Genomic DNA, 20,908 nt, shown 5'->3' with positions numbered 1-20,908 from the left:
CGGTGGCACTAATATAGGATTTTACAAGCCCGCTTTTCTTTGCGTTCAGATCAGGAATTTGCCCTTAATGCCCAGCCAGGAGACCAAAAGAGAGCCTCTGAAGCTGATCTATGTCGCAGGTTATGGCCGCAGCGGCACGACCCTGCTCGACATCGCGGTGGGCCAGCAGAAAAGCGTGTTTGCGGCAGGTGAGATCACCGCTCTATCGCGCCATGTCTGGGAAAATGACGAATATTGTGCGTGCCGGAAGACCGTTTCAGACTGCGATTTCTGGGGGCCGGTGGTCGAGCGATGGAAAGCGAACAATGCTGACACGTCGGTCTCCCAATATGGCGCTCTGCTTGATCGCTCTGAATCGCTTTTCAACCCAAAGCGATCGTTCGCGAAGTTAATCCCGAGCCGGGATGTATCGGATTTTGAGCGGCTGACAGGCTCGCTCTTTAGCGAAATTGCCGCACAATCGGGCACAAACATCATCCTTGACAGCTCAAAGCTGCCCGGACGTGCATCAAGCATTCATTCCAATCCAAACATCGAGATCTATCTCGTTCACGTCGTCCGAGATGGTCGCGGCGTCGCGTGGTCGATGATGAAGCCCTACAGCATCAAGGTAGAAGAAGGCATCCAGAAAGAGCTCAAACCCAAGCCTTTGTGGTTCACTGCAGCGCGCTGGTTTGTCGTCAACATGGGTGCCGAAATCATGCGTTGGCGTCTGCCCAAAAAGCGCAGCATTCGCGTGCGATATGAAGATTTCGTCGCCGATCCAGAGGCGACGGTAAAGCGTATCATGGCTCTTGTGGGTGAAGAGTACGTTTTACCCGAATACGGAGCTGACGTCATGAAGCCGGGGCACCAGGTTGCAGGAAGCCGCCACCGGATGAAAGACGAAATCCGCATCAACAAGGACATTGGCTGGAAATCCAAGATGCCGCGCGCGAAACAGCGGCTTTTCTCGTTCCTTGCTGCTCCCCTGCTTTGGCGATACGGTTACTTCAACAAGTCCAATGATGATAACGTCGCAAACAAAACTCAGGACGGATCCATGGCAGGGAGGCCGGCGTGACTTATCAATCTGTACTTAAAGGAAAAACGGCGTTGGCAGCGGCGAGCGCAGTCGCCCTGGGCCTTTCCGCCTGCGCCGAACCTGTAGAAGCTGCCCCTCCGCCGGCCGCGCAGCCCGTATCTGGTAAGTTGGCTTTCCCGGGTGCAATTGGACACGGAGCAGGATCCAAAGGCGGGCGCGGCGGCAAGATTATCTATGTCACGACGCGAAAGGATTCCGGCAAAGGATCACTTAGGGCCTGTCTTGTTGCAAAGGGGCCGCGCGTCTGCGTTTTCCGTGTCGGCGGCGTCTTCCGGTTCACCAATCGTCCGCCAGTGATCAAAAATCCATATTTGACGATTGCCGGGCAAACAGCACCTGGCGGCGGTGTCGTCATCTCCCATGCGGGCGGAAACTCGGCACGAACGCCGTTACTGATCAAGAACACCAACAATATTGTCGTGCGGCACGTGCGCATCCGGCTCGATCGGCTTAGTGCCAATCGTAAAAGCGACGATGCGATCACGATCGAAAACAGCCGAAAAATCGTGATCGATCATGTCAGCGCGAGCTGGGCTAGCGATGAATTGGTCAACGGCTATGGCGATAACGATCAGATCACGATCAGCAATTCGATATTTGCATACGGAATACCGCGCCATGACAAATGCGCGCTGCTCGCCAGCGATCCAAAAGACGCTCAGCGAGTGAGCTTCATCGGGAACATCTGCGCGCATAATGGCGATCGCAATCCCGATATCAATTTCCCTCCTCAGTCCTGCGTCGAAGTAATGAACAACGTCCTGTACAACGCGGAGAGCCAATTTGCCGAGGTTTGGGAGCAATTCGGGGGAACCCCGGTCTCAATCGTCGGCAATACTTTCGTGCTTGGGCCGAACGGCAGCCGAAATACTCAAGGGATCGCGCGCAACGATATCGCTGCAAAGGGTAAAGCGAAAATCTACCTTTGGGACAATGATTTCGTCGGCAATTTTGACCATGTCTCTTCACCCGCGCGGCAACGCCAGGTTGGCAATGCGCCCTGTGCGCCAACTATCAAGGCGAAGAGTGCGGCGAAGGCTTATGACGATGTGCTTGCAAGTGCGGGAACCTGGCCGCGTGACGCTATTGACGCCAAGGTAGTAAGCGACATCCGCAATCGCGCAGGTCAGATCATTTCCCGCCCAGGCAGCATCGGAAAGATCAAAAGCGCGAAAGCCTATCGCGATGTTGATCGCGACGGGATGGACGATAATTGGGAGACAAAGCATGGCGCAAACCCCACAGTGGCTGACACTTGGGGCGATGCGAATGGTGATGGCTTTTCAAACTTCGATAACTTCCTGATTTACCGCGATGGTCTGAAGAAAAAAGGCAAAGGCTGATGAACGCGCTCGATCCAGCGCAAAATTTCACGCCCGCGCACAAGGCCAGAACCACAATCTGCTTTCCGTTTGCAGGCGACAGCATTGGCGGCAGTCATATCTCGCTGCTGGGTCTGTTGGAACGGCTTGATCCGACGCAGTTTCGCATACTGATCGTCCCCGAAGTGCCGGACGGTAAAATTGCCAAGCATTTCGGTGCTTTCGAGCAGATCGCTGACCCCGCTTCTCCGATCACATCATTCACGCCTGGCGAAGCCTTCAGCGCACGCAAGTTCTTGCGCACTTTGACGGGTGTTGCTCCTCGCGCGCGGTTCTTGAAAGACCATAACGTTGACATTGTGCACACTAATGACGGACGCACCCATGCGACCTGGGCGATGGCTGCGCGATTGGCGGGCTTGCCGCTAATCTGGCACCACCGCGCTGATCCGACGGCCATGGGGTTGCGCTTGTTGGCACCTGCTCTTGCGACGCGCGTGCTGACGGTTTCCAGTTTCTCACTGCCCAAAGGCAAGATCTGGAGCGCAGCGCACAAGGCGCAGGTCGTGCACAGCCCCTTCGACACGACCATAACGGTCAACCGCAAAGAAGCGCGCGCGCAATTGCTAAAAGAGCAGAACTTGCCAGAAGATGCTCTCCTTTTGGGCTTTTTCGGCAGTTTCGTTCCGCGCAAACGGCCATTGCTCTTTGTCGATACGATAGCGGAGCTGCGCAAGACCATCGATCGGCCCGTATTTGGGCTAATGTTTGGCGAGGCTAAAGTTCCCGAAATGGACACCAAGCTGCGCGAGCATATCGCTATCACGCAAATGCAGGATGCAGTCCGCTTAATGGGCTTCAAAAGCCCGGGACATTTCTGGATCGGCGCGTGCGATCAATTGCTCGTGCCGGCGACGGGTGAACCACTTGGGCGGACCTTGGTCGAAGCCATGCTGGTCGGAACGCCAGTGGTCGCAACACGCTCTGGCGGAAGTCCTGAGGCTTTGGCGGGCGATACAGGCGTGTTGGTTGAACCCGAAAGCGCAACCGCGCTCGCCAAAGGTGTAACCGATCTTCTCGCAAATCCAGCTGAGACACAGCGGATGATTGAACGTGCGGCGCCTTCAGCAAAAGATCGCTTTGGCGTCGAACGCCATGCGACGAGCGTCACGCAGGTGTACCAAGAATTGATGGCGTAGTCCCGGCCGCGCCTCGCCGAAATAGCAGGCGCAGCCAGGATTAATTTTAGAACCGGATACGAGCGGTCACACCGGCTCTGAACCGTTCGAAGTTCTCAAAAAGATCATCGCTCACCCGCTCTGAAACGGTCGCGTCTGCGATGAGAGAGAGGTTGCGATTGGCGAGGAATTCAACGGCGATGTTGGGACCATAAGTCTCCTCGCTGATACCCGAACCGATGAAGTTCGTATCACGGTAGCGAAGCCCTACCCTGCCATAGAAATTGTGTCGCATTTCGACCTGAGCTGTCACCGCCGCACGCGTATCTGTTCGCGCTTGAGCACCGGCACGGAATGTTGCGACATCGCCGCGGAACGCATCGACTATGATGGCTGCACGACGATCAATCAAAAGAGAGATCGACGCATCGACCGAAAGGCCACTCCGAGAATCAAGCCGGGCGTCTTGCGGATCAAACTGAAAGATACCAACGCCCACGCGCCCACGGATGCGATCATTGTCGACAAAGCTGATGCCGACACGTCCGCCGTAAGTCGTGGCATCGCGGTCCGGATCGGTGGGAGTGGGTGGCAACACAAAGTCGCGATACGTGGCGAAACCGGTGACCGTCGCGTACACAGGTCCGCTCACACGATAGCCGACTGTTGCCCGCCCACCATATGACGTGAAATCACGATCATCATCGATGGCTGAGACCGCATCCAGTTCGCGCGCAACCGCCTCGAGATCGAGCAGGATCCGTCCGCCTTCATTGCGATACCGCACCTCTGCAAACAGATCATCGATCAGACGTGGACCTGGACCAGCAACATTACGGGCTTCTGGATCGCCGCGATCCTCTGCCAGACGGGCATAGCCGACTTGTGTGCGGAGTGTTTCGCCTTGGCTGGGACTGTAGTTGAAGCCGAGATCGGCGCCGTACGTGTCCGAATTCTCAGTCGAAAGATCGGCAAATCGTGAAAACTGGCCAAACCCGTTGAAGTTTACCCGAAAGGCGTTCTCGCCAATTTCCACGCCCACCTCGGGCCGCACGATGAACTCGACATCCTCGATCTCATTGTTCGCCACGTCAGCAAGTACGTTGCTGTCATAGCGGGTCGTCGCAGTGATGCTGGGCGAAATTTTTAGTGATCCAGCGGTGATCGGATCAATACGGAATTCCGGATCGTCACCATCCACCAGCGGAGCGATAGTGGTCTGTGCGGCCAAAGGAACGCTGGCGAAGCTGGCTGTTGCCAACGCCGCCAGAGATACACCGCGCATCGCGCCGATTGTTTTCTGCATTAAAACCACCGTTCAAATACGCGAATCCGATCGCCGGGCTTCAGCACGTCGTTCTCGGTCGCCTTGCGGCTTACCGGAGTACCGTTTTCATTGCGGATGACTTCGACTTCCTTTGTGTTCGCGCGGTATGTGTAGCCACCAGCTTGTGACACAGCTTCAAATACAGTCATCCCTTGGCGAAACTCAAGCTCGCCGGGATTACGCACTTCACCTAGGATCGAGATGGGACGCAGCTCCAAGGGCTGAACGGTCACGTTGGGGTTTTTGAGAATATCTTTTGCGATGAGCGCGCTACGCAGTGCCGCGGTAGCCTCGACATATGTCATACCGCTGATTCTCACCTGTTGAACAAGTGGAAGCGAGATCGAGCCCGTTTCATCAATCGTGTAGTCGCCATTGACATTGTCGAGATCCTGCACCGCCACGCGGACCTTGTCGCCAGGGCCAACGCGCAGCTCGGTTGCGCTTGCACTTTCGAGTGGTGGAAGTCCGCCTGCACCTGACGAACATGCCGCCATGGTCGAGAGCATAATCGCAGCAGCGGCTGCTTTTGTGATGTTTGTCGAGAATGTGCGCATAACGGCGCCCCTCCTTTGCAATTGCGAACCTGTTAGCATGCGGTTCGTTAAATTTTTCAACAATTATGCGGCGTCTGCGCGTTCCTGCACATTGAGCCACGACGATAAGTCCCTATCCAAAAGCTTCTCAAGCAGCGCGACATCTTCAGCGTAAAAGTCAGCCAGATGCGCGCGCATTTCCTGCGACAAAGGCGGATAATTGATTTCGCGAGCAAACATGCCGCGTGTTGATTTGAAAAGCGCCGAATTGCGCAGTGGTTTCACCAGCGGCTTGATGGGCGCCAATGCTTTTCGAACAGGCAGGGGGAGGAGCTCTTCCGAGCTGTCGTTCTGACGCTTCTTGGCAAATTCGGAGTCAAAATGCGGGTTTGCACCGATATGCTGCCACACTTTCTCAAGTGTTTCTTGCGGGCGCTGTTTCACATCTTCGAAAGTGAAGCAGAGGATTTGTTCTTTTGGAAACATGTCGAACCAGCGCGCCATGTGCTTGCCGTAGAGACCGCCATTGAGAAACCGCGGCTGCGGGTTGTCGAGTGACATCATGTACTCATCAGGCGGCCCCTTCACCACGCCGCGGCGATAGACCATTTTGTAATCGGAATAAGCGCGGTCAATCGGATTGCGGAATTGCACGATCAGTTTGGCATCAGGATATTCGCGCTTGATATGTTCGGCTGCTTCAGGCGGCGCGAGATAATCGGCAGTCTTCTCGCCCCACAGCGCTCCCTCAGGCTTTGTCGCAGGGAAAAGATCGCGATACCATTGCCAACCCTTTTTGTGATCGCGCGTGAAGAAATGAGGCTCTATCTCGGGCACGAAGATATCGGGATGCTGGCTCATCTGCGCTTGCACCCACGTAGTCGCCGCTTTCATCGCTCCGATTACGATGAAGTCGAGTTCGGGCTTGGGATAATCAGCCATGGTTTATGCCTCGCCTTCGAGCGCATTTAGCACACGAACCAATGCGCGCCCGTATCGAGCGGTGTCCTCTGGTGTTAGCGTGTGATCCACCTGGAACATAATCGTGCGCGCGGCCATTTCGTGACTTGCAGCAAGATCGCCATCGCGGCGCACTTCCAGATCTGAAAACGCGCCTTCGCGGCTCATATCGGGGCAGGAACCGCTCCCACATGCAATACCTTCCGCCATAAGGGCAGCGAGCACCATGCTGCGCGAAACACCTTCGGGGAGCAATTGGAGATCGAGCAGCACATAACATTTATAAAAAGTGTGAAATGCGTGATCGGGAACGTTCATACTACTTACCGCGGGATGCTTGGTCGCCTCCTCCACCAAAGCACAGGCGTTTTCACGGCGCCGGGCCACCCAATCATCCAGCTTTTTAAGCTGCAGACGGCCAATAGCCGCCTGCATTTCTGTCATGCGGAAATTGCTACCGAAATCATCTATGCAATAACGGAATTCGCCGGGAGCTGAATTCGACTTTTCTCTAAGGCGAATAGGGTCCTTGCCGTGATCCTTATACGCCCAGGAACGACGCCAGACAGTCTCGTCTTTCATCACGAGCATGCCGCCCTCGCCCCCTGTCGACATGATTTTGTCGGTGCAGAATGAGAAAGAGCCGGCATCGCCGAATGAACCGACGGCCCTGCCCCGCCACATCGCGCCATGCGCCTGGGCGCAATCTTCGATCAGGAAAAGGCCATGCCGTTCGGCGATGTCGCACAAGCGGTCCATATCGCAGGGCTGACCTGCGAGGTGAACACAAGCGATGGCTCGCGTTTTATCGCTGATTACCCGCTCGACCGAGGCCGGATCGATGTTCTGGGTGTCGGTTTCCACCTCTGCGAAAACCGGAGTAGCGCCAACCGCGACCACTGCGCTGGTGGTGGCGAAGAAGCTTCGCGCCGGAACGATTACTTCATCGCCCTTCCCAACCCCCAGCGCCCTGAGGGCCAGTTCGATTGACACCGTGCCATTGCTTACTGCGACCGCGAAGGGCACTCCGACGTAATCGGCAAATTCCTTTTCAAACGCCTTGTTCTGATCGCCATGGACCAGCGAATTGACGCGGCCGCTGGCGAGCACCTTGGAAACCGCTTCAATTTCGTCTTGCTCGTGGCATGGCCAATTTGATTTGGCGTGAGGCGCCGTATCGTTGCCGGCCGATGGAAGAGTTGCTGCTTTGGTGGCCATTTCTCTTACGCCTCTTCAACCGATTTGAACCGGCGGCTGCGGAAGAATGCATCCGAGCTGGTCACGTAACCCGCAAGGCTTTCAGAGCTGCTTGGCAGCGTTGTCAGATGGTGCGTGATGCGGCGGACATTACTGTCATTACCTGCCTCAACTTCGAGGCTTAGCTGCTCGATCGCCCGCGTGATGAAAGGCAGAGGAATTGGGTTGGATGATGCCTCAAAGATGCCTGGAATATCGGATGCGTCCTGCTCTTCGCAGCTGTCGAACAGCTCCTCGAAAAGTTTTTCACCGGGGCGCAGACCTGTGAACGAGATCGCGACGTCAACATCAGGTTCGAGCCCATAAATGCGGATCATGCGCTTGGCGAGATCGACGATCTTCACAGGTTCGCCCATGTCGAGAACCATAATCCGTCCGCGCGGTGTTTCCTGCTGAAGTGCGCGTGAAGAGCTTTCCAGGATGAGCTGCACCGCTTCGGCGACAGTCATGAAGAAGCGTTCGATATCAGGGTGAGTAACTGTGAGCGGGCCACCAGCCAGCAATTGCTGTTTGAACAGAGGGACAACCGATCCTGATGATCCAAGCACATTGCCAAACCTAACGGTCATGAAGCGTGGTGCATCGGGATCATCAATGCCGCACAGATCAAGCGATTGTGCGTAGAGCTCGCCCACACGTTTGGTAGCGCCCATCATCCCGACGGGGTTCACGGCCTTGTCAGTGCTCACTTGCACCATGGCACGCGCGCTGTACTCAGTGACGGCATCAGCGACATTCTTGGTGCCAATCACATTGGTGTGAACGCCGGCACATGGGTTGCCCTCAACGATCGGCACGTGCTTGAGCGCTGCTGCGTGATAGACGATAGCTGGCCGATGCCGCTCAAACACGCGGCGCACTTCGATTGGATTGCGGATATTGCACAATTCAATCGCGAGGTTCTGCTCCGGAAAGTCTTCGCGGATCTTCTTCTCAATGTTGTAGAGCCCGTATTCGGAATGATCGAGCAACACGATTTTGCTCGGCTTAAAGCCGGCAAGCTGACGCACCAATTCGCCGCCAATCGTTCCCCCAGCCCCTGTGACAAGCACAGGTTCACCGGCGATCTGCTGCGAAATCGCGGCCTCACGCAATTCAAATTCGCGACGTCCCAAAAGGTCCGCTGTCGAAAGCTTGTCGAGATCAGGCGCCGTATCGCGGCCGAGCAATTGCCCCCAATCATCGCCCACGCGCGAGACAGAGATACCTAAATCGCGCGCCCGGCCCGTAACTGCCGCGATTTCACGCGCGCTCATGTTGACCGCATCATCGCACAGCACGACTGTTTCTGGACGGCGCCCGCGCTGTTCCAGGATAGCGACAGCGGTTGGGAGATTTTCCGGGAAACCCAGCACCTGAACGCCATGGATCTGCACAATGGGCCCGTCTGCCTCGGGCAAGAGCACTGCAACTGGATTGACCGCTGCACCCGCTTCAGAATTGCTGAATTTGATGATCGATTCCGCCCAATTGGCAGGACCAACAAGGATCACATTCTTCCGCTCAATTCCGTCAGAAGCCCTGCCCCCTGTGATATTTGTGATCGGCAGATACCGGATGGCACGACGCGAAAGGCGCATCACCTGCATTGTCAAAAAGCAAAGGCAGAAGTGCAAAAGGCCAAGAAGCGCAATATCGCCGAGGCTGCGTGGGCTGCCAATCGACCACCAGATGGCCGACCATGTGATCGCAAGGGCGAAGCCAATGTTGAAGCCCATCGCGATGCAATCGGCCAGCGAAGTGAATCGCCAACTGCGACGATAAAGGCCGCTCAAATACAAAAGGGCGACCGTCAAAGCGCTGGCTGAAAGGGTCAGCAATGTCAGCGTGTCCAGCACGCCGCCAAGTGTCACCCTTGGCTGCACAAATGGCAGCAGCAGGAAGAATGTTCCTGCCACGGCGACAAAATCGAGAGTCATGACGCCTGCGAGACGGATGACCTTGCGCCACATGAAAGCGGGCACAATACCAAACGTATCAGCGAACAGACGCGACCATCGGGTCAGCCGTCCAGAACGATCCACCTTGGCATCCAGATCAGCCGTCGCCCGGACCGCACCGGTATCGTCAGCAGGTGTGTTCATAAAGAAACCGCTTTCCTAGTCTCACCTTCCCGACACAGCGCAAGTGCATCCGCGCCAGGAATCCAATTTCACAATTTCTTAATTACCCACGCCCCCACCAGCATGCACTTGCTCTTCAAGCGATTAGCCGGAAGGGCATAACCCGGCTTTGACAGCATCAGGGGGAGAGCGCAGCATGCGCGAAAGGGTAAGTCTGCTGCTCTCTAAAGAGAGGTTAGGTCACCATTAGGCGCTCTTGAGAGCCCATGGGAGGCCCTTCACTTCTTTAGACTATCCAACTGAATACGCCTTTCTCTTTGCGCATCAGCACGGCAAAGCAGATGCTGACAAAGAGATCATGCGGAACAGACCGCAACAAGGAGCCAATTGGTGAAGATCGTCGTTCTATCGAGCCTCGCATTCTCGCTCATCAATTTTCGCGGGCAATTGCTCGCCGAAATGCGCAGGGCCGGACATCAGGTTGTGGCCGTTGCCCCGGATGACGATCCTCGCGTGCGCGAAAAGCTTGGCGAAATGGGAATTGATTTCAAAATCGTGCCAATGGCGCGCACTGGAACCAATCCAATCGCTGATCTGCAAACGATCAGCGCTTACGTTTCGCTGCTCAAACGCGAAGAGCCTGATGTCGTGGTCGCCTATACCCAAAAGCCGATTATCTACGGTGGGATCGCCGGTCGGATTGCCGGGATCAAACGATATTATGCGTTGATGTCAGGACTCGGGTACCTTTTCAGCGAGGCGGCCGAGGGTCGAAATCTCCTGAAGAAAGTGTTCTGCCGTCTTTATCGCTCTGGCCTTGCGAACGCGCAGCGCATCTTCGTCTTCAATTCTGATGACAAGCAAGACATGCTCGACGCAGGCATCATCGACGGTGATGCGCCCGTTTTGCAGGTGCCTGGCTCGGGCGTCGATCTCGAACGCTTCGTAACCAGCTCCGCGCCAGACAGCCCTATTCGCTTTCTGATGATCGGACGATTGATGCGCGATAAAGGCATCTGGGAATATGCAGAGGCGGCAAAAACGGTCAACGAGAGATTTCCTGAAGCACGTTTTAGTCTGATCGGACGTCCTGAACCCGCAAATCCTACAGGCCTGAATGAAGCTGACGTAGAACGGTTAAAGCAAGACTATCCGATTGAGGTCATTCCTGAGACAAACGACGTGCCTAGCTTTCTTGCCGAAAGCCACGTTTTCGTTCTGCCAACATATTATCGCGAGGGGCTGCCTCGCACAATTCTCGAAGCATTGGCTGTAGGACGCGCTGTCATCACAACAGACATGCCAGGGTGCCGTGATGCGGTTTCGGATGGTGAAAATGGGTTCCTTGTCGAACCGCGCAGCGCCTCCAGCCTTGCTGATGCCATGGCAAAGCTCGCAGCTGATAAAAATCTCGTCAAAAAAATGGGCGCACATTCGCGGCATTTGGCCGAAACGGTTTATGACGTGCGGCTAGTCAACAAGCTGCTGATGGATGAAATGAGCCTGTCGCGCCCCGCCGACGCGCCAGACACTTCAACCCGCGTTTCACGTCAGGCCACAAAACGACGGTTCCGCAGCGAAAGGTCAGCCGTGTGATGCGGATCGCTTTGGTTGGTGCAGTGGACAGCACTGAATGCGCGATGCGCGCTATGATAGCTTCGGATAAATGTGAATTGGCTCTCGTGGCGACGCTTGAGCCAGAATTGTCGAAGCGGCATTCTGACTTTGTTGAACTCGGCCCCCTCGCCAAAGAACACGGCGTGGACATGCTCCATGTGCGCAACATCAATGATGACCATGCAATTGAGGCGATGCGTGAGGCTGCGCCCGACTACATCTTCGTGGTTGGTTGGTCGCAGATATGTAGGGACGAGTTCCTCAGCATCTGTCCTGATCGGATCATTGGCTATCACCCGGCCCCGCTGCCGCGAATGCGAGGGCGAGCCGTCTTGCCGTGGACGATCCTTGCAGACGAAAAGATAACAGGCGCGACCCTATTCTGGATGGATGGCGGGACTGATACGGGCGCGATACTTGCTCAAGAGTATTTTCATGTGGCGCCGCGCGAAACAGCGCGAACCCTGTATGACAAGCACATGATAGCGCTTCAAAAGATGATCGGCACTGCGCTTTTTGAGCTTGCCAGCGAGAATCCCCGCCGCGAGGAACAGGACGAAAGCTGCGCAACATTCGCTGCAAGGCGGCGGCCAGAGGATGGGCGGATTGATTGGCATCAGTCGGCTGAAGCCATCGACAGGCTAATCCGCGCAGTGGGCGATCCGTACCCCGGCGCTTTCTGCGACGTCGGCGGCGCGCGATTGGTCATTCGCGAGGCAGATTTCTCTCAGCAAGCACCTCACCATGGGACACCAGGCCAGATTGTCGGGATGAGCGACGATCATTTGGAAGTGCTCACCGGCGACGGCCTGATCCGCGCTACACAATGGCAATTCAGTGGAGACAAACCTTTGCGCATGCACGCAGTGTTGGGACGCGATTGATGAGCGATATCTCACATCTTGGCAAAGTGCTAATCATCGCCCCACACCCCGATGACGAGGTCTTGGGATGCGGCGGAACCATGGCGCGGTTAGCTGACGCGGGTCACGAAGTTCACGTCGCTGTTGTCACAAAAGGATATGAACCGGCTTTCCCAGAAAGTCTGGTTACTCAGGTTCGAGAGGAATTGGCAGAATCGCACCGACTTCTCGGTGTGACGGAATGCCACTTCCTCGATCTGCCCGCAGCAGCGCTCGACACGATACCTGGAGCCGACATCAATTCAGCGGTCGGAAAGGTCGTGAACGTGGTCCAACCAGACACGTTGTTCATTCCATTTGTTGGAGACATCCACAAAGATCATCAATTGATCTTTGTTGCGGCACTGGTCGCCGCAAGGCCTCGATCTCGCTCTATTCCGAATCGAGTCTATGCGTATGAAACATTATCAGAAACTAATTGGGCCGCTCCCGGCATCACAGAAGCCTTCATTCCGAATGTTTTTTTTGATGTTACCCACACCCTTGAACGCAAGCTCAAAGCTTTTTCTTGCTTCAAGAGTCAGGTGAAACAGAGCCCTGACGAGCGATCGTTGAAAACGATCGAAGCCCTTGCAACCCTTAGGGGTTCCACGGCTTTTCTCGGAGCGGCGGAAGCATTTATGCTTATCCGGGAAATTACATAACACAGCATAACGGACTACACCTTTGTGGTAGTTCCTGTGCCAAAATGAGACTCGACATCTCAAGGGGATTTCCCTTACCCGTCTTTGTCATCATTACATCGAAAAAGCACAACAGATAGCCGTAAGGCAACAAATCGTTGGGAGCGGATTCTTCGGGTCGCAGGGGTTACTCTCGAAGGAGGTTTAGCGATGGAAAATGGTGCATGCGTACCAGTCGCAATAGTTAGTAGAAATACGTTGGCCCGTGAGGGCATGCGCAGAATTCTAAACGGGGATGTTTTCTCAGTCACTGAGTCCCATGATTCAAGTTTGGGGCTGCTTGAAAAGACGCAGCGGGACGAATGTCCGCGTCTAATCATTCTGGATGAGAATGAAGACGACAACCTTTGCTCCGAAGTGGAGCAATTGCAGGAAGAACTTCCTGACGCTCGTCTCGTTGTCCTGAGCAATGATTTCGATTTTGATGCCATGGTTGGCGCGTTTCGCGCTGGTGTGGACGGCTATATCGTCAAGCGTATTGCTTGCGAGCCACTGATTGAATCGCTGAAGCTCGTGAATATGGGCGAAAAGGTAATGCCGAGCGAACTCGCGCTAGGTTTACCGCGTCGCTGGGCACGTGGGACGCTTCCCGCGATGTCGCAACGTGAGCTGGTGACACTGCTTTCAGAGCGCGAGATTGAAACGCTCCGCTATCTGATCCTTGGCTCGCCCAACAAGGTAATTGCTGGCCACCTCAACATCAGTGAGGCGACGGTGAAAGTCCATGTGAAAGCGATCCTTCGCAAGCTTGGTGTGCAAAACCGCACACAGGCGGCGATCTGGGCGGTTAACAATGGCGTTGACCTCAAGAAACCAGAACTCGTAGTTTCCGCCGAAGAGATGCAGGACAATGCATCTGAGTTTGAGGAAGCAAGGCCGATCGCAGTCTGACCAAACTCGCTCCTTCTTAGGGCCCGACATTATATCCCGTCCGCCGAAAGGTTGGACGGGATTGTCGTTTCTGGCCCAGGCTCCTCAGGATTCTTGGCGACCATACATTTGACATCACATTTTGATGTGATAGACGCAACGTATGAACACATCGACTATCACACGCGTTCGGAAGCTTGTCGCTTCGGGCGAAATCACCAAGGCGGGTCTGGCCCGTGCATCGGGTCTTCACGCGAATACCTTGCGCGATTGCGCGGAGGATGATTGGAACCCGACAGCCGAAACGCTTGCGAAACTCTCTGATTTTCTCGACGCGAATGATGATCGGCCTGTGCTGGTAGGAATCGAGGAGATCATCGACGAAGCCCGCAACGGCCGAATGTACATACTGGTCGATGACGAAGATCGCGAAAACGAAGGCGATCTCATCATCCCTGCGCAAATGGCAACGCCAGCTGCGGTGAATTTCATGGCCACTCATGGCCGGGGCCTTATCTGCCTCGCGCTTGATCAAGCGCGCGTTGACAAACTCGGCCTCGAACCGATGACCCGCAACAACACGGAAAGCATGAAAACCGCTTTCACTATCTCCATCGAAGCGAAAGAGGGTGTCACGACCGGCATTTCCGCCGCCGATCGCGCGCGCACTGTTTCCGTTGCGATCGATGCGACGAAAGGGCCTGACGACATTGTGACTCCCGGCCATGTGTTCCCCCTCGCCGCACGCAATGGTGGGACCTTAGTTCGCGCAGGCCATACCGAGGCGGCAGTCGATATCTCTCGACTTGCGGGTCTCAACCCCAGCGGCGTGATTTGCGAGATCATGAACGAGGACGGGACCATGGCCCGCCTGGATGATCTCATCACGTTTGCGCGAAAACAGGACCTCAAGATTGGCACCATTCGTGATCTAATCGCCTACAGAATGCGCAATGATCATCTGGTCGAACGTATTGGCGAGCGCAGTTTTGAAAGTGATTATGGCGGGCCATGGCGCTTAATCACCTATCGCAACCGAGTCGAAGAAAGCGAAGCTTACGTCCTTCAAAAAGGGCATGTCGATCCTGACAAACCCACCCTCGCCCGTGTTCACCCCATTTCTGTTTTTGACGATATCCTTGGACAACCGGGCCCCCGCAAGCGCACATTGCAGCGCGCGATGCAGGCGGTTGGCGAACACGGATCAGGCGTGATCGTTATCATCACGAGCCGTATCGGTGGGAGCGAATGGAGCGAGGATGAAGAGATCCGCAACATCGGCATCGGCTCACAAATTCTCGCTGATCTGGGCGTGCATGACATGATCTTGCTGTCCAATTCCCGCCCCGAACTGGTCGGCATCGAAGGCTATGGCCTCACCATTTCCGATCACATGCCCATTCCGGAGTAAGTCCATGGCCCGTTTTCTGATTGTCGAAGCGCGTTTCTACGCGCACCTCAATGACATGCTTGTCGCAGGCGCTCGTGCCGCTCTGGAAGCAGAAGGCCATGAGGTTGAAGTGCTTACCGTACCTGGCGCCCTGGAAATTCCAGGGGCCATAGCGCTCGCGGCGGAGAGCGGTGAGTTCGATGGATTTGTCGCGATTGGAGTGGTCATCCGAGGTGAAACCTACCATTTCGAAATCGTCGCCGGCGAAAGTGCCCGCGCCATCATGGCGCTGACGATGGACGGCATCGCGATCGGAAACGGCATTCTGACAGTCGAGAACGAGGAGCAAGCGATCGTTCGCGCTGATCCTGCTCAAAAAGATAAAGGCGGCGAAGCAGCAAAAGCGGCGATTGCTCTGCTCAAACTTGCCGAACGGTTTGGCCGTTAAAGGTCAAAGCCGTTCTCGCCAGGCAACAGCTACGTATTTGTACCGATGGCGGTGTTCACATTCCCACCGTAAAACCACCTAGCGTGAGCGCGGGACGTTCCTGTGCCAGAACTGAAGCGCTATCGGGGGATCAGCATGAACGCTCAGGATCGCAAACGGCGAGATGAATTGCGCCTTGTACTTGCCAAATTACAGGTTCAATTGGCAAGGCTCGACAAGCTAAAGGCGCCGATCGCGGCAATACATCTGGATGCAGCAATACAAGAGCTTCGAAAGACAATCGCGTTGTCTGAGACGCTATAAACGCAGAATTTGGAGGTGATGCTTGTGTCGCCTGGCAAGAAGTTTGTCTCGCATCTGCGCACGATTAAGTAGTCATCCCAAGTTTTCAATCCCAAAAGAAACAGTACGTTCGCTGCTGCTTCGACGAGGAGGCTCAATTCGATTGAGCGTACGGGATGGAGGGCGAGATGATCATGTCGGCGTTTGCCTTGAGCGTTCAGAACTGCCGAGCTCGCGTCGAGACAATCACTTCGCTTGCAGACTTCAAAAATCATCCATCGATGTCATCGGAACTCTCAGTGTGCTCTAATGGTCGGTCCGAGCCATGACAGTCGATGCGAGCCAGCTTGCGACCCTTATTGAGAATACCGATGAAGCTGCCGCCATTACGGACAACACAGCGCCCGATCTCCGCCCCCTTTCAGAACAGTTGATCGCGATTGCGCAGGCATTGCGGGACAACGATCTCACCGCTTTGGTGCCCGCATTTCGGCAGTCACATTTGCAGCATTCAAATGCCGCGCCTTCTTTCCAAAGCGGCAGCGCTGCTAGTAGCGACGATCGAAGAGCATCATACGTTCAATTAGCGCGCGAGGCTTATGCCGTTCGCCGGATGCGGAGCAGTATATTCGACAATGAGGAAATCTTCGGCGAACCGGCCTGGGATATTCTGCTCGATCTCTACATCGCCGATTACGAGAACAAACCGGTTTCCGTATCAAGCGCATGCATCGGATCGGCATCTCCGCCTACAACAGGGCTAAGATGGCTCGGGGTCTTGGCCGAACAAGGCCTTATCTCGCGTGATCAAGATCCGGACGATCAACGCCGTATTCTCGTACATCTCACTGAACATGCAACACAGCGCATGGACCGATATTTTGCCAGCACCGAAAAACGCGCTGGCATCGCCTGAGCCGCCTTCTAAGTCTCATCCCCCTCCACCGAGATTGGCGGCTCAGGCGTATCCGTACTTAACCTCGATCAGGCGCTGAGCGCGCCAAAACAACCGCGTCCGGCATAAACTGCATTGCCGCCCAACTCCTCCTCGATACGGATCAGTTGGTTGTATTTTGCAAGCCTATCTGAACGAGCGAGCGATCCGGTCTTGATCTGTCCGCAATTGGTCGCAACCGCCAAGTCGGCAATGGTCGCATCTTCGGTCTCACCCGAGCGGTGGCTCATCACTGCAGTGTAGCTTGCCCGGTGCGCCATATCGACCGCCGCCATTGTCTCAGTGAGCGTGCCGATCTGATTAACTTTTACGAGCAGCGAATTGGCAAGGCCTTGCTCAATTCCGTGGCTGAGGCGCGATGGATTTGTCACAAACAGATCATCGCCGACCAATTGGACTGTGTCGCCAACCGCTTCGGTAAGAGCGTCCCAACCGGCGAAATCATCTTCGCTCATGCCATCTTCGATTGATCGGATGGGGTATTCTGCGCAGAGTTTAGCGAGGTATTCGGCCATGCCATCGGGATCGAGGCTGAGGCTTTCGCCCGAGATTTCGTATTTGCCGTCTTTGAAAAACTCAGTTGCGGCGCAATCCAGAGCGAGAACCACATCATCACCCGGCGTAAAACCCGCTTTGCTGATTGACTCCATAATGAAATCGAGTGCCGCGCGGGTGCTGGCAAGGTTTGGCGCAAAGCCGCCTTCGTCGCCAACCGATGTCGCAAGGCCTTTATCACTCAGGCCCTTTTTCAACGTATGGAAGATTTCCGCGCCCCAGCGCACGCCTTCGGCGATGCTGTCTGCGCCAACCGGCATCACCATGAATTCTTGAATATCAATCGGGTTATCTGCGTGTTCACCGCCATTGATGATATTCATCATCGGCACGGGAAGCACGTGTGCCGAAACTCCGCCCAGATAGGAATATAGCGGCAGGCCGCGCGCATTTGCTGCCGCCTTTGCGACTGCAAGGCTGGTTCCAAGGATCGCATTGGCACCAAGTCGGCCCTTATTGTCGGTGCCATCAAGTGCGATCATCGCCAAATCAATGTCGCGTTGATCCTCTGCATCAAACGCACCGATGAGCAGATCACGGATATCGTTATTGACCGCTGCAACCGCTTTTAGAACGCCCTTGCCCTTGTAACGATCAGCATCGCCATCTCTCAGCTCCACGGCCTCATGCGCGCCTGTCGACGCGCCCGATGGCACGGCGGCCCGGCCAAAGCTGCCGTCATCCAGCAAAACGTCCACTTCGACTGTGGGATTGCCCCGGCTATCAAGGATTTCTCGGCCATGAAGGTCGATGATGGCGGTCATATTTGGCTCCAGAAAGAAAGTGTTGTATACAAATAAGACACCTGAATTGGATCGATTCTGCTAGGTGCGTGTTCGATTTAGGGAAAACGTTGTCTTGCACCAAAACCCTATTAGCCGGAAACAACCGGCGCAAGCGGCGTTGACGCGTGAAGTGTAAACTATGCGCGGACCACTAGAATTCTCCGTAATCAGAGGGCAACAAGGATACCATGACAACTCAAAAGACCACCAAAACCCCAGCCAAGAAATCCGCGGCCGCCAAAAAGACCACGGCAACACGCAAAGCACCCGTCAAAAAAGGAGCCGTTGCCAAGAGCGCGACAAACGGATCAGCCAAGCCCGCAGCTGAAACCGGCACTGCGGTTGCAAAAAGTCGTTTCAATGCGGCGCTCGAAGAGGCAAAGGCAGGCGCACAGGCGCTGCGCGCTGAGGCAGAGACACGCGCTGGCTCCTATCGCGACAGTGCAAAGTCAAAAGGAGACGATCTCGTGAGCGATGCGAAGCAATATGGCGCTAAGGCCAAGACGCGCGCTGGTGAACTTGCAACCGACGGCAAAAGCGCCGTCAGCGATGGTATTGCATCGCTCGGCCAAGTCGTGGGCGACACAGCTGGTCAGATCGATGATCGTTTCGGTGAGCAGTATGGCGACTATGCTCGCAAAGCATCACGCACTCTCGCTGAGACGTCTGCCAAGCTAGAGGCGAAAAGCGTTGACGAATTGGGCGAAGATGCACGCGAATTTGTCCGCAAAAGCCCCGGTGTCGCGGTAGGATTGGCCGCGATAGCTGGGTTCATGGTTGCGCGAATGTTTCGCGGTTCACGCGACTGATCCGGCAGCGTCCACCTGTCCTCGGATACAAACCTGATGCGCGATGATGCATCGCGCCCTGATCGGGCGGACCTCGGCAATCGCGGTCCGTCCGATGCGCATTTGGGCGCTGGCGATGACAATGATCCAGTGAATGCGGAAGAAGCAACCGATGATGCGCCTCCTCCCCCGCTGTATGACGACTCAATAACGGGCGAGATCGCAGCCCTTATCGATGATGGGCGCACATACGCTCAGGCAGAGATTGCGTTTCAGAAGATCCGCGCAAAGCTCGCCGGGCGCCGTATTGCGGTTGCCATCGCCTGTATCGTGATTGCGGTCGTGCTTTTGCACATTGCATTTCTGGCACTTGCGGTGGGATTGGTGATGGCGCTTGAACCGCTGGTCACGATCTGGGGTGCAATTGCGATCGTGGTGGGCGCATTGCTGTTGCTTGTCTTGGTGCTTGGCTTGAAGGCCAAATCCAGTGGCCAGAAGCTCTCGGCGTTGTTCGCGTCTGATGATGAGAGCAACGCATCATGAGCGACCTTGAACAGCAATTCAAAGAAGACAGAGCGCTAAGAAATGCTGCACTCGCAGTGCTCAAAAGCGATGTGGAGCATGCAAAGACTGCGCTTTCAGGCAAAGCAGTGGCAGAGCGGGTTGGAAACCGCGTCGGCGATGGCGCAAAAGATATTCTAGAGATCGCCAAAGGCCACGCCGATGATAATCGCGGCATTTTGGCTGCCTTGATCGGGGCGTTGGTTTTGTGGTTTGCACGAGAGCCTTTGCTTGAGATCCTGGGCTTCGGTTCAGCTTCTGACAATGAGGTGGACAATACTCCCTTTGAGGAGGATGAAGAGGCAGCATCCGCGCAAAAGGACTTCGCGACAGCTGACGCTACTGGCGACACTGTCGAGAGCGATGAAACCGTTTCTGAAATGGTGAATGACAATGAATGACACGAGTTCCACACCGCAGCGCGACGAATTGCGCGCTAAAATCGAAGCCAGTGAGCGCCGCATTGCCGAGCGCACCGTCGCAGATCAGGCAAGCGAAGCGGCAGGTGCGGCCAAGCAATACGTCAAAGACAACCCAATGACGGTGATCGGCGGCGCGATTGCGTTCGGTCTTGTCTTGGGCTTGATGACCAAAACCGGCCGCAATGCAGCCAAGAATGCTGCGTCCAGTACGGCGGGCGCGGTCGGCGGTGCAGCATCTGGCGCGGCAAAAACAGTCGGCACAGCAGCAAAAAAACGCGGGGCCGCCTTTGGCACCCTGTTGGCTGACGCGATCGTTGCGTACGGAATGAAGCTGATTGACGATGCGTTGGATGGCGCACGTACAGGGCGAGACAAACTGGAAGACCTTTCCGATGATGCGGCGGCTAAGGCGCGCGAAGTGAAACGCGATGCGGAGTATTTTGCCGGAAGCGCAGCAGATAAATCTCGTGCAGTGACACAACGCACCCGCCGACGTGCGGTGCGCGCTGTTCGCGATATCAAGGATCGCGTCAGCAACTAGTCCAGCGATTTCGGTGTTTTGCTATTGGGCGGCGCTTGACTGCTTGCTCCTACGTGTCTCTTCGCTAAATGGCGGCAATACATTTTAGCATTGGGACTAAATCATGGAAGAAACCACCACCAAGCAGCGCCTCCACCTTGTCATGGGCGGTCGCGTCACCGATCCGCGCGGTCACGAATTTGCCGATCCTGAAAGTGTGCACGTTGTCGGCGTCTACAGCTCCTACGAAGCAGCCGAAGATGCATGGCGTGCACAGGCTCAACGAACCGTGGACGATGCTGAAATGAAGTATGTCGTTGTGCACATTCACAAGCTCCTCACGCCTGAGGGATAAGCAGCGCTGCAAAGCCATAGCCAGCTG

Annotated in this window: 21 protein-coding genes; 15 read left to right on the top strand and 6 right to left on the bottom strand. The window is 55.5% G+C overall.

All coding sequences use genetic code 11. From position 1 onward, the window contains the following. Positions 1-67: 67 nt before the first annotated feature. From AUC45_RS01800 to AUC45_RS01790, 3 genes are read left to right on the top strand one after another with little or no spacing between them, the layout of a single operon-like run. The gene (locus AUC45_RS01800; protein ID WP_067597297.1) at positions 68-1,063 is read left to right on the top strand and encodes a sulfotransferase; all 996 of its coding nucleotides are present in this window, start codon (positions 68-70) and stop codon (positions 1,061-1,063) included. Next, positions 1,060-2,427 (top strand): polysaccharide lyase family 1 protein, encoded by a 1,368-nt coding sequence (locus AUC45_RS01795; protein ID WP_233998495.1) that lies wholly within the window; start codon positions 1,060-1,062, stop codon positions 2,425-2,427. Before AUC45_RS01800 ends, AUC45_RS01795 begins: the two co-directional genes overlap by 4 nt. Continuing rightward, positions 2,427-3,605: a glycosyltransferase family 4 protein gene (locus AUC45_RS01790; protein WP_067597295.1), complete on the top strand. Its 1,179-nt coding sequence runs from the start codon at positions 2,427-2,429 to the stop codon at positions 3,603-3,605. The genes AUC45_RS01795 and AUC45_RS01790 overlap by 1 nt, the downstream gene beginning before the upstream one ends. A 46-nt stretch (positions 3,606-3,651) precedes the next feature. Here the strand turns inward: AUC45_RS01790 and AUC45_RS01785 are convergent, their stop codons facing one another. From AUC45_RS01785 to AUC45_RS01765, 5 genes are all read right to left on the bottom strand, one after another. Further along, complete coding sequence (locus tag AUC45_RS01785; protein WP_067597293.1) at positions 3,652-4,890, bottom strand: outer membrane beta-barrel protein; 1,239 nt, start codon at positions 4,888-4,890, stop codon at positions 3,652-3,654. Continuing rightward, positions 4,890-5,468 (bottom strand): polysaccharide biosynthesis/export family protein, encoded by a 579-nt coding sequence (locus AUC45_RS01780; RefSeq protein WP_067597290.1) that lies wholly within the window; start codon positions 5,466-5,468, stop codon positions 4,890-4,892. Before AUC45_RS01780 ends, AUC45_RS01785 begins: the two co-directional genes overlap by 1 nt. Positions 5,469-5,531: 63 nt before the next feature. Further along, positions 5,532-6,389, bottom strand: a complete 858-nt coding sequence (locus AUC45_RS01775; protein ID WP_067597288.1) for a sulfotransferase — start codon at positions 6,387-6,389, stop codon at positions 5,532-5,534. A 3-nt stretch (positions 6,390-6,392) separates the two neighbouring features. Continuing rightward, positions 6,393-7,625 carry a DegT/DnrJ/EryC1/StrS aminotransferase family protein gene (locus tag AUC45_RS01770; protein WP_067597286.1) on the bottom strand — a complete coding sequence of 411 codons (1,233 nt, stop codon included), beginning with the start codon at positions 7,623-7,625 and terminating at the stop codon, positions 6,393-6,395. Between the two features lie 5 nt (positions 7,626-7,630). Next, positions 7,631-9,748 carry a polysaccharide biosynthesis protein gene (locus AUC45_RS01765; RefSeq protein ID WP_067597284.1) on the bottom strand — a complete coding sequence of 706 codons (2,118 nt, stop codon included), beginning with the start codon at positions 9,746-9,748 and terminating at the stop codon, positions 7,631-7,633. A gap of 369 nt (positions 9,749-10,117) precedes the next feature. On the opposite strand from AUC45_RS01765, the gene AUC45_RS01760 reads away from it, so the two are divergent. From AUC45_RS01760 to AUC45_RS15820, 7 genes are all read left to right on the top strand, one after another. Next, complete coding sequence (locus AUC45_RS01760; protein ID WP_067597281.1) at positions 10,118-11,323, top strand: glycosyltransferase family 4 protein; 1,206 nt, start codon at positions 10,118-10,120, stop codon at positions 11,321-11,323. Then, complete coding sequence (locus AUC45_RS01755) at positions 11,323-12,228, top strand: methionyl-tRNA formyltransferase (protein WP_067597279.1); 906 nt, start codon at positions 11,323-11,325, stop codon at positions 12,226-12,228. Before AUC45_RS01760 ends, AUC45_RS01755 begins: the two co-directional genes overlap by 1 nt. Beyond that, on the top strand, positions 12,228-12,911 hold the full coding sequence (locus AUC45_RS01750) for a PIG-L deacetylase family protein (protein ID WP_067597276.1): 684 nt from the start codon (positions 12,228-12,230) through the stop codon (positions 12,909-12,911). The genes AUC45_RS01755 and AUC45_RS01750 overlap by 1 nt, the downstream gene beginning before the upstream one ends. Before the next feature lie 309 nt (positions 12,912-13,220). Continuing rightward, on the top strand, positions 13,221-13,841 hold the full coding sequence (locus AUC45_RS01745; RefSeq protein ID WP_067597273.1) for a response regulator transcription factor: 621 nt from the start codon (positions 13,221-13,223) through the stop codon (positions 13,839-13,841). A 142-nt stretch (positions 13,842-13,983) separates the two neighbouring features. After that, positions 13,984-15,231, top strand: coding sequence for a 3,4-dihydroxy-2-butanone-4-phosphate synthase (gene ribB, locus AUC45_RS01740; protein WP_067597270.1), 1,248 nt, complete (start codon positions 13,984-13,986; stop codon positions 15,229-15,231). Between the two features lie 4 nt (positions 15,232-15,235). Beyond that, positions 15,236-15,658, top strand: coding sequence for a 6,7-dimethyl-8-ribityllumazine synthase (gene ribH / locus AUC45_RS01735; RefSeq protein WP_067597267.1), 423 nt, complete (start codon positions 15,236-15,238; stop codon positions 15,656-15,658). Positions 15,659-16,265: 607 nt separating this feature from the next. Continuing rightward, the gene (locus AUC45_RS15820) at positions 16,266-16,856 is read left to right on the top strand and encodes a MarR family transcriptional regulator (RefSeq protein ID WP_197409484.1); all 591 of its coding nucleotides are present in this window, start codon (positions 16,266-16,268) and stop codon (positions 16,854-16,856) included. 68 nt (positions 16,857-16,924) lie between these two features. Here the strand turns inward: AUC45_RS15820 and eno are convergent, their stop codons facing one another. After that, positions 16,925-18,214 (bottom strand): phosphopyruvate hydratase, encoded by a 1,290-nt coding sequence (gene eno, locus AUC45_RS01720; RefSeq protein WP_067597263.1) that lies wholly within the window; start codon positions 18,212-18,214, stop codon positions 16,925-16,927. Between the two features lie 209 nt (positions 18,215-18,423). Here eno and AUC45_RS01715 point away from each other — a divergent pair, with 209 nt between their 5' ends. From AUC45_RS01715 to AUC45_RS01695, 5 genes are all read left to right on the top strand, one after another. Next, positions 18,424-19,044 (top strand): hypothetical protein, encoded by a 621-nt coding sequence (locus tag AUC45_RS01715; protein WP_067597262.1) that lies wholly within the window; start codon positions 18,424-18,426, stop codon positions 19,042-19,044. A gap of 36 nt (positions 19,045-19,080) precedes the next feature. Further along, positions 19,081-19,566: a phage holin family protein gene (locus AUC45_RS01710; RefSeq protein ID WP_067597259.1), complete on the top strand. Its 486-nt coding sequence runs from the start codon at positions 19,081-19,083 to the stop codon at positions 19,564-19,566. Then, on the top strand, positions 19,563-19,985 hold the full coding sequence (locus AUC45_RS01705; RefSeq protein ID WP_067597255.1) for a hypothetical protein: 423 nt from the start codon (positions 19,563-19,565) through the stop codon (positions 19,983-19,985). Before AUC45_RS01710 ends, AUC45_RS01705 begins: the two co-directional genes overlap by 4 nt. Next, positions 19,978-20,547 (top strand): hypothetical protein, encoded by a 570-nt coding sequence (locus tag AUC45_RS01700; RefSeq protein WP_067597253.1) that lies wholly within the window; start codon positions 19,978-19,980, stop codon positions 20,545-20,547. The genes AUC45_RS01705 and AUC45_RS01700 overlap by 8 nt, the downstream gene beginning before the upstream one ends. A 103-nt stretch (positions 20,548-20,650) precedes the next feature. Continuing rightward, positions 20,651-20,881: a DUF4170 domain-containing protein gene (locus AUC45_RS01695; protein ID WP_067597251.1), complete on the top strand. Its 231-nt coding sequence runs from the start codon at positions 20,651-20,653 to the stop codon at positions 20,879-20,881. Positions 20,882-20,908: the final 27 nt, after the last annotated feature.

This window comes from Erythrobacter sp. YT30, assembly GCF_001542875.1.
Taxonomy (GTDB): domain Bacteria; phylum Pseudomonadota; class Alphaproteobacteria; order Sphingomonadales; family Sphingomonadaceae; genus Erythrobacter.
Note: the sequence above shows the minus strand (reverse complement) of the source record. Positions and strands in the feature narration are given on the sequence as shown.

Coding starts and splice junctions, on each gene's coding strand:
- AUC45_RS01775 (WP_067597288.1), bottom strand. CDS start 6,389: ATGGCTGATTATCCCAAGCCCGAACTCGACTTCATCGTAATCGGAGCG.
- AUC45_RS01710 (WP_067597259.1), top strand. CDS start 19,081: ATGCGCGATGATGCATCGCGCCCTGATCGGGCGGACCTCGGCAATCGC.
- AUC45_RS01700 (WP_067597253.1), top strand. CDS start 19,978: ATGAATGACACGAGTTCCACACCGCAGCGCGACGAATTGCGCGCTAAA.
- AUC45_RS01695 (WP_067597251.1), top strand. CDS start 20,651: ATGGAAGAAACCACCACCAAGCAGCGCCTCCACCTTGTCATGGGCGGT.
- AUC45_RS01705 (WP_067597255.1), top strand. CDS start 19,563: ATGAGCGACCTTGAACAGCAATTCAAAGAAGACAGAGCGCTAAGAAAT.
- AUC45_RS01765 (WP_067597284.1), bottom strand. CDS start 9,748: ATGAACACACCTGCTGACGATACCGGTGCGGTCCGGGCGACGGCTGAT.
- AUC45_RS01715 (WP_067597262.1), top strand. CDS start 18,424: ATGACAACTCAAAAGACCACCAAAACCCCAGCCAAGAAATCCGCGGCC.
- AUC45_RS01790 (WP_067597295.1), top strand. CDS start 2,427: ATGAACGCGCTCGATCCAGCGCAAAATTTCACGCCCGCGCACAAGGCC.
- AUC45_RS01770 (WP_067597286.1), bottom strand. CDS start 7,625: ATGGCCACCAAAGCAGCAACTCTTCCATCGGCCGGCAACGATACGGCG.
- eno (WP_067597263.1), bottom strand. CDS start 18,214: ATGACCGCCATCATCGACCTTCATGGCCGAGAAATCCTTGATAGCCGG.
- AUC45_RS15820 (WP_197409484.1), top strand. CDS start 16,266: ATGACAGTCGATGCGAGCCAGCTTGCGACCCTTATTGAGAATACCGAT.
- AUC45_RS01800 (WP_067597297.1), top strand. CDS start 68: ATGCCCAGCCAGGAGACCAAAAGAGAGCCTCTGAAGCTGATCTATGTC.
- AUC45_RS01750 (WP_067597276.1), top strand. CDS start 12,228: ATGAGCGATATCTCACATCTTGGCAAAGTGCTAATCATCGCCCCACAC.
- ribB (WP_067597270.1), top strand. CDS start 13,984: ATGAACACATCGACTATCACACGCGTTCGGAAGCTTGTCGCTTCGGGC.
- AUC45_RS01780 (WP_067597290.1), bottom strand. CDS start 5,468: ATGCGCACATTCTCGACAAACATCACAAAAGCAGCCGCTGCTGCGATT.
- AUC45_RS01755 (WP_067597279.1), top strand. CDS start 11,323: ATGCGGATCGCTTTGGTTGGTGCAGTGGACAGCACTGAATGCGCGATG.
- AUC45_RS01785 (WP_067597293.1), bottom strand. CDS start 4,890: ATGCAGAAAACAATCGGCGCGATGCGCGGTGTATCTCTGGCGGCGTTG.
- ribH (WP_067597267.1), top strand. CDS start 15,236: ATGGCCCGTTTTCTGATTGTCGAAGCGCGTTTCTACGCGCACCTCAAT.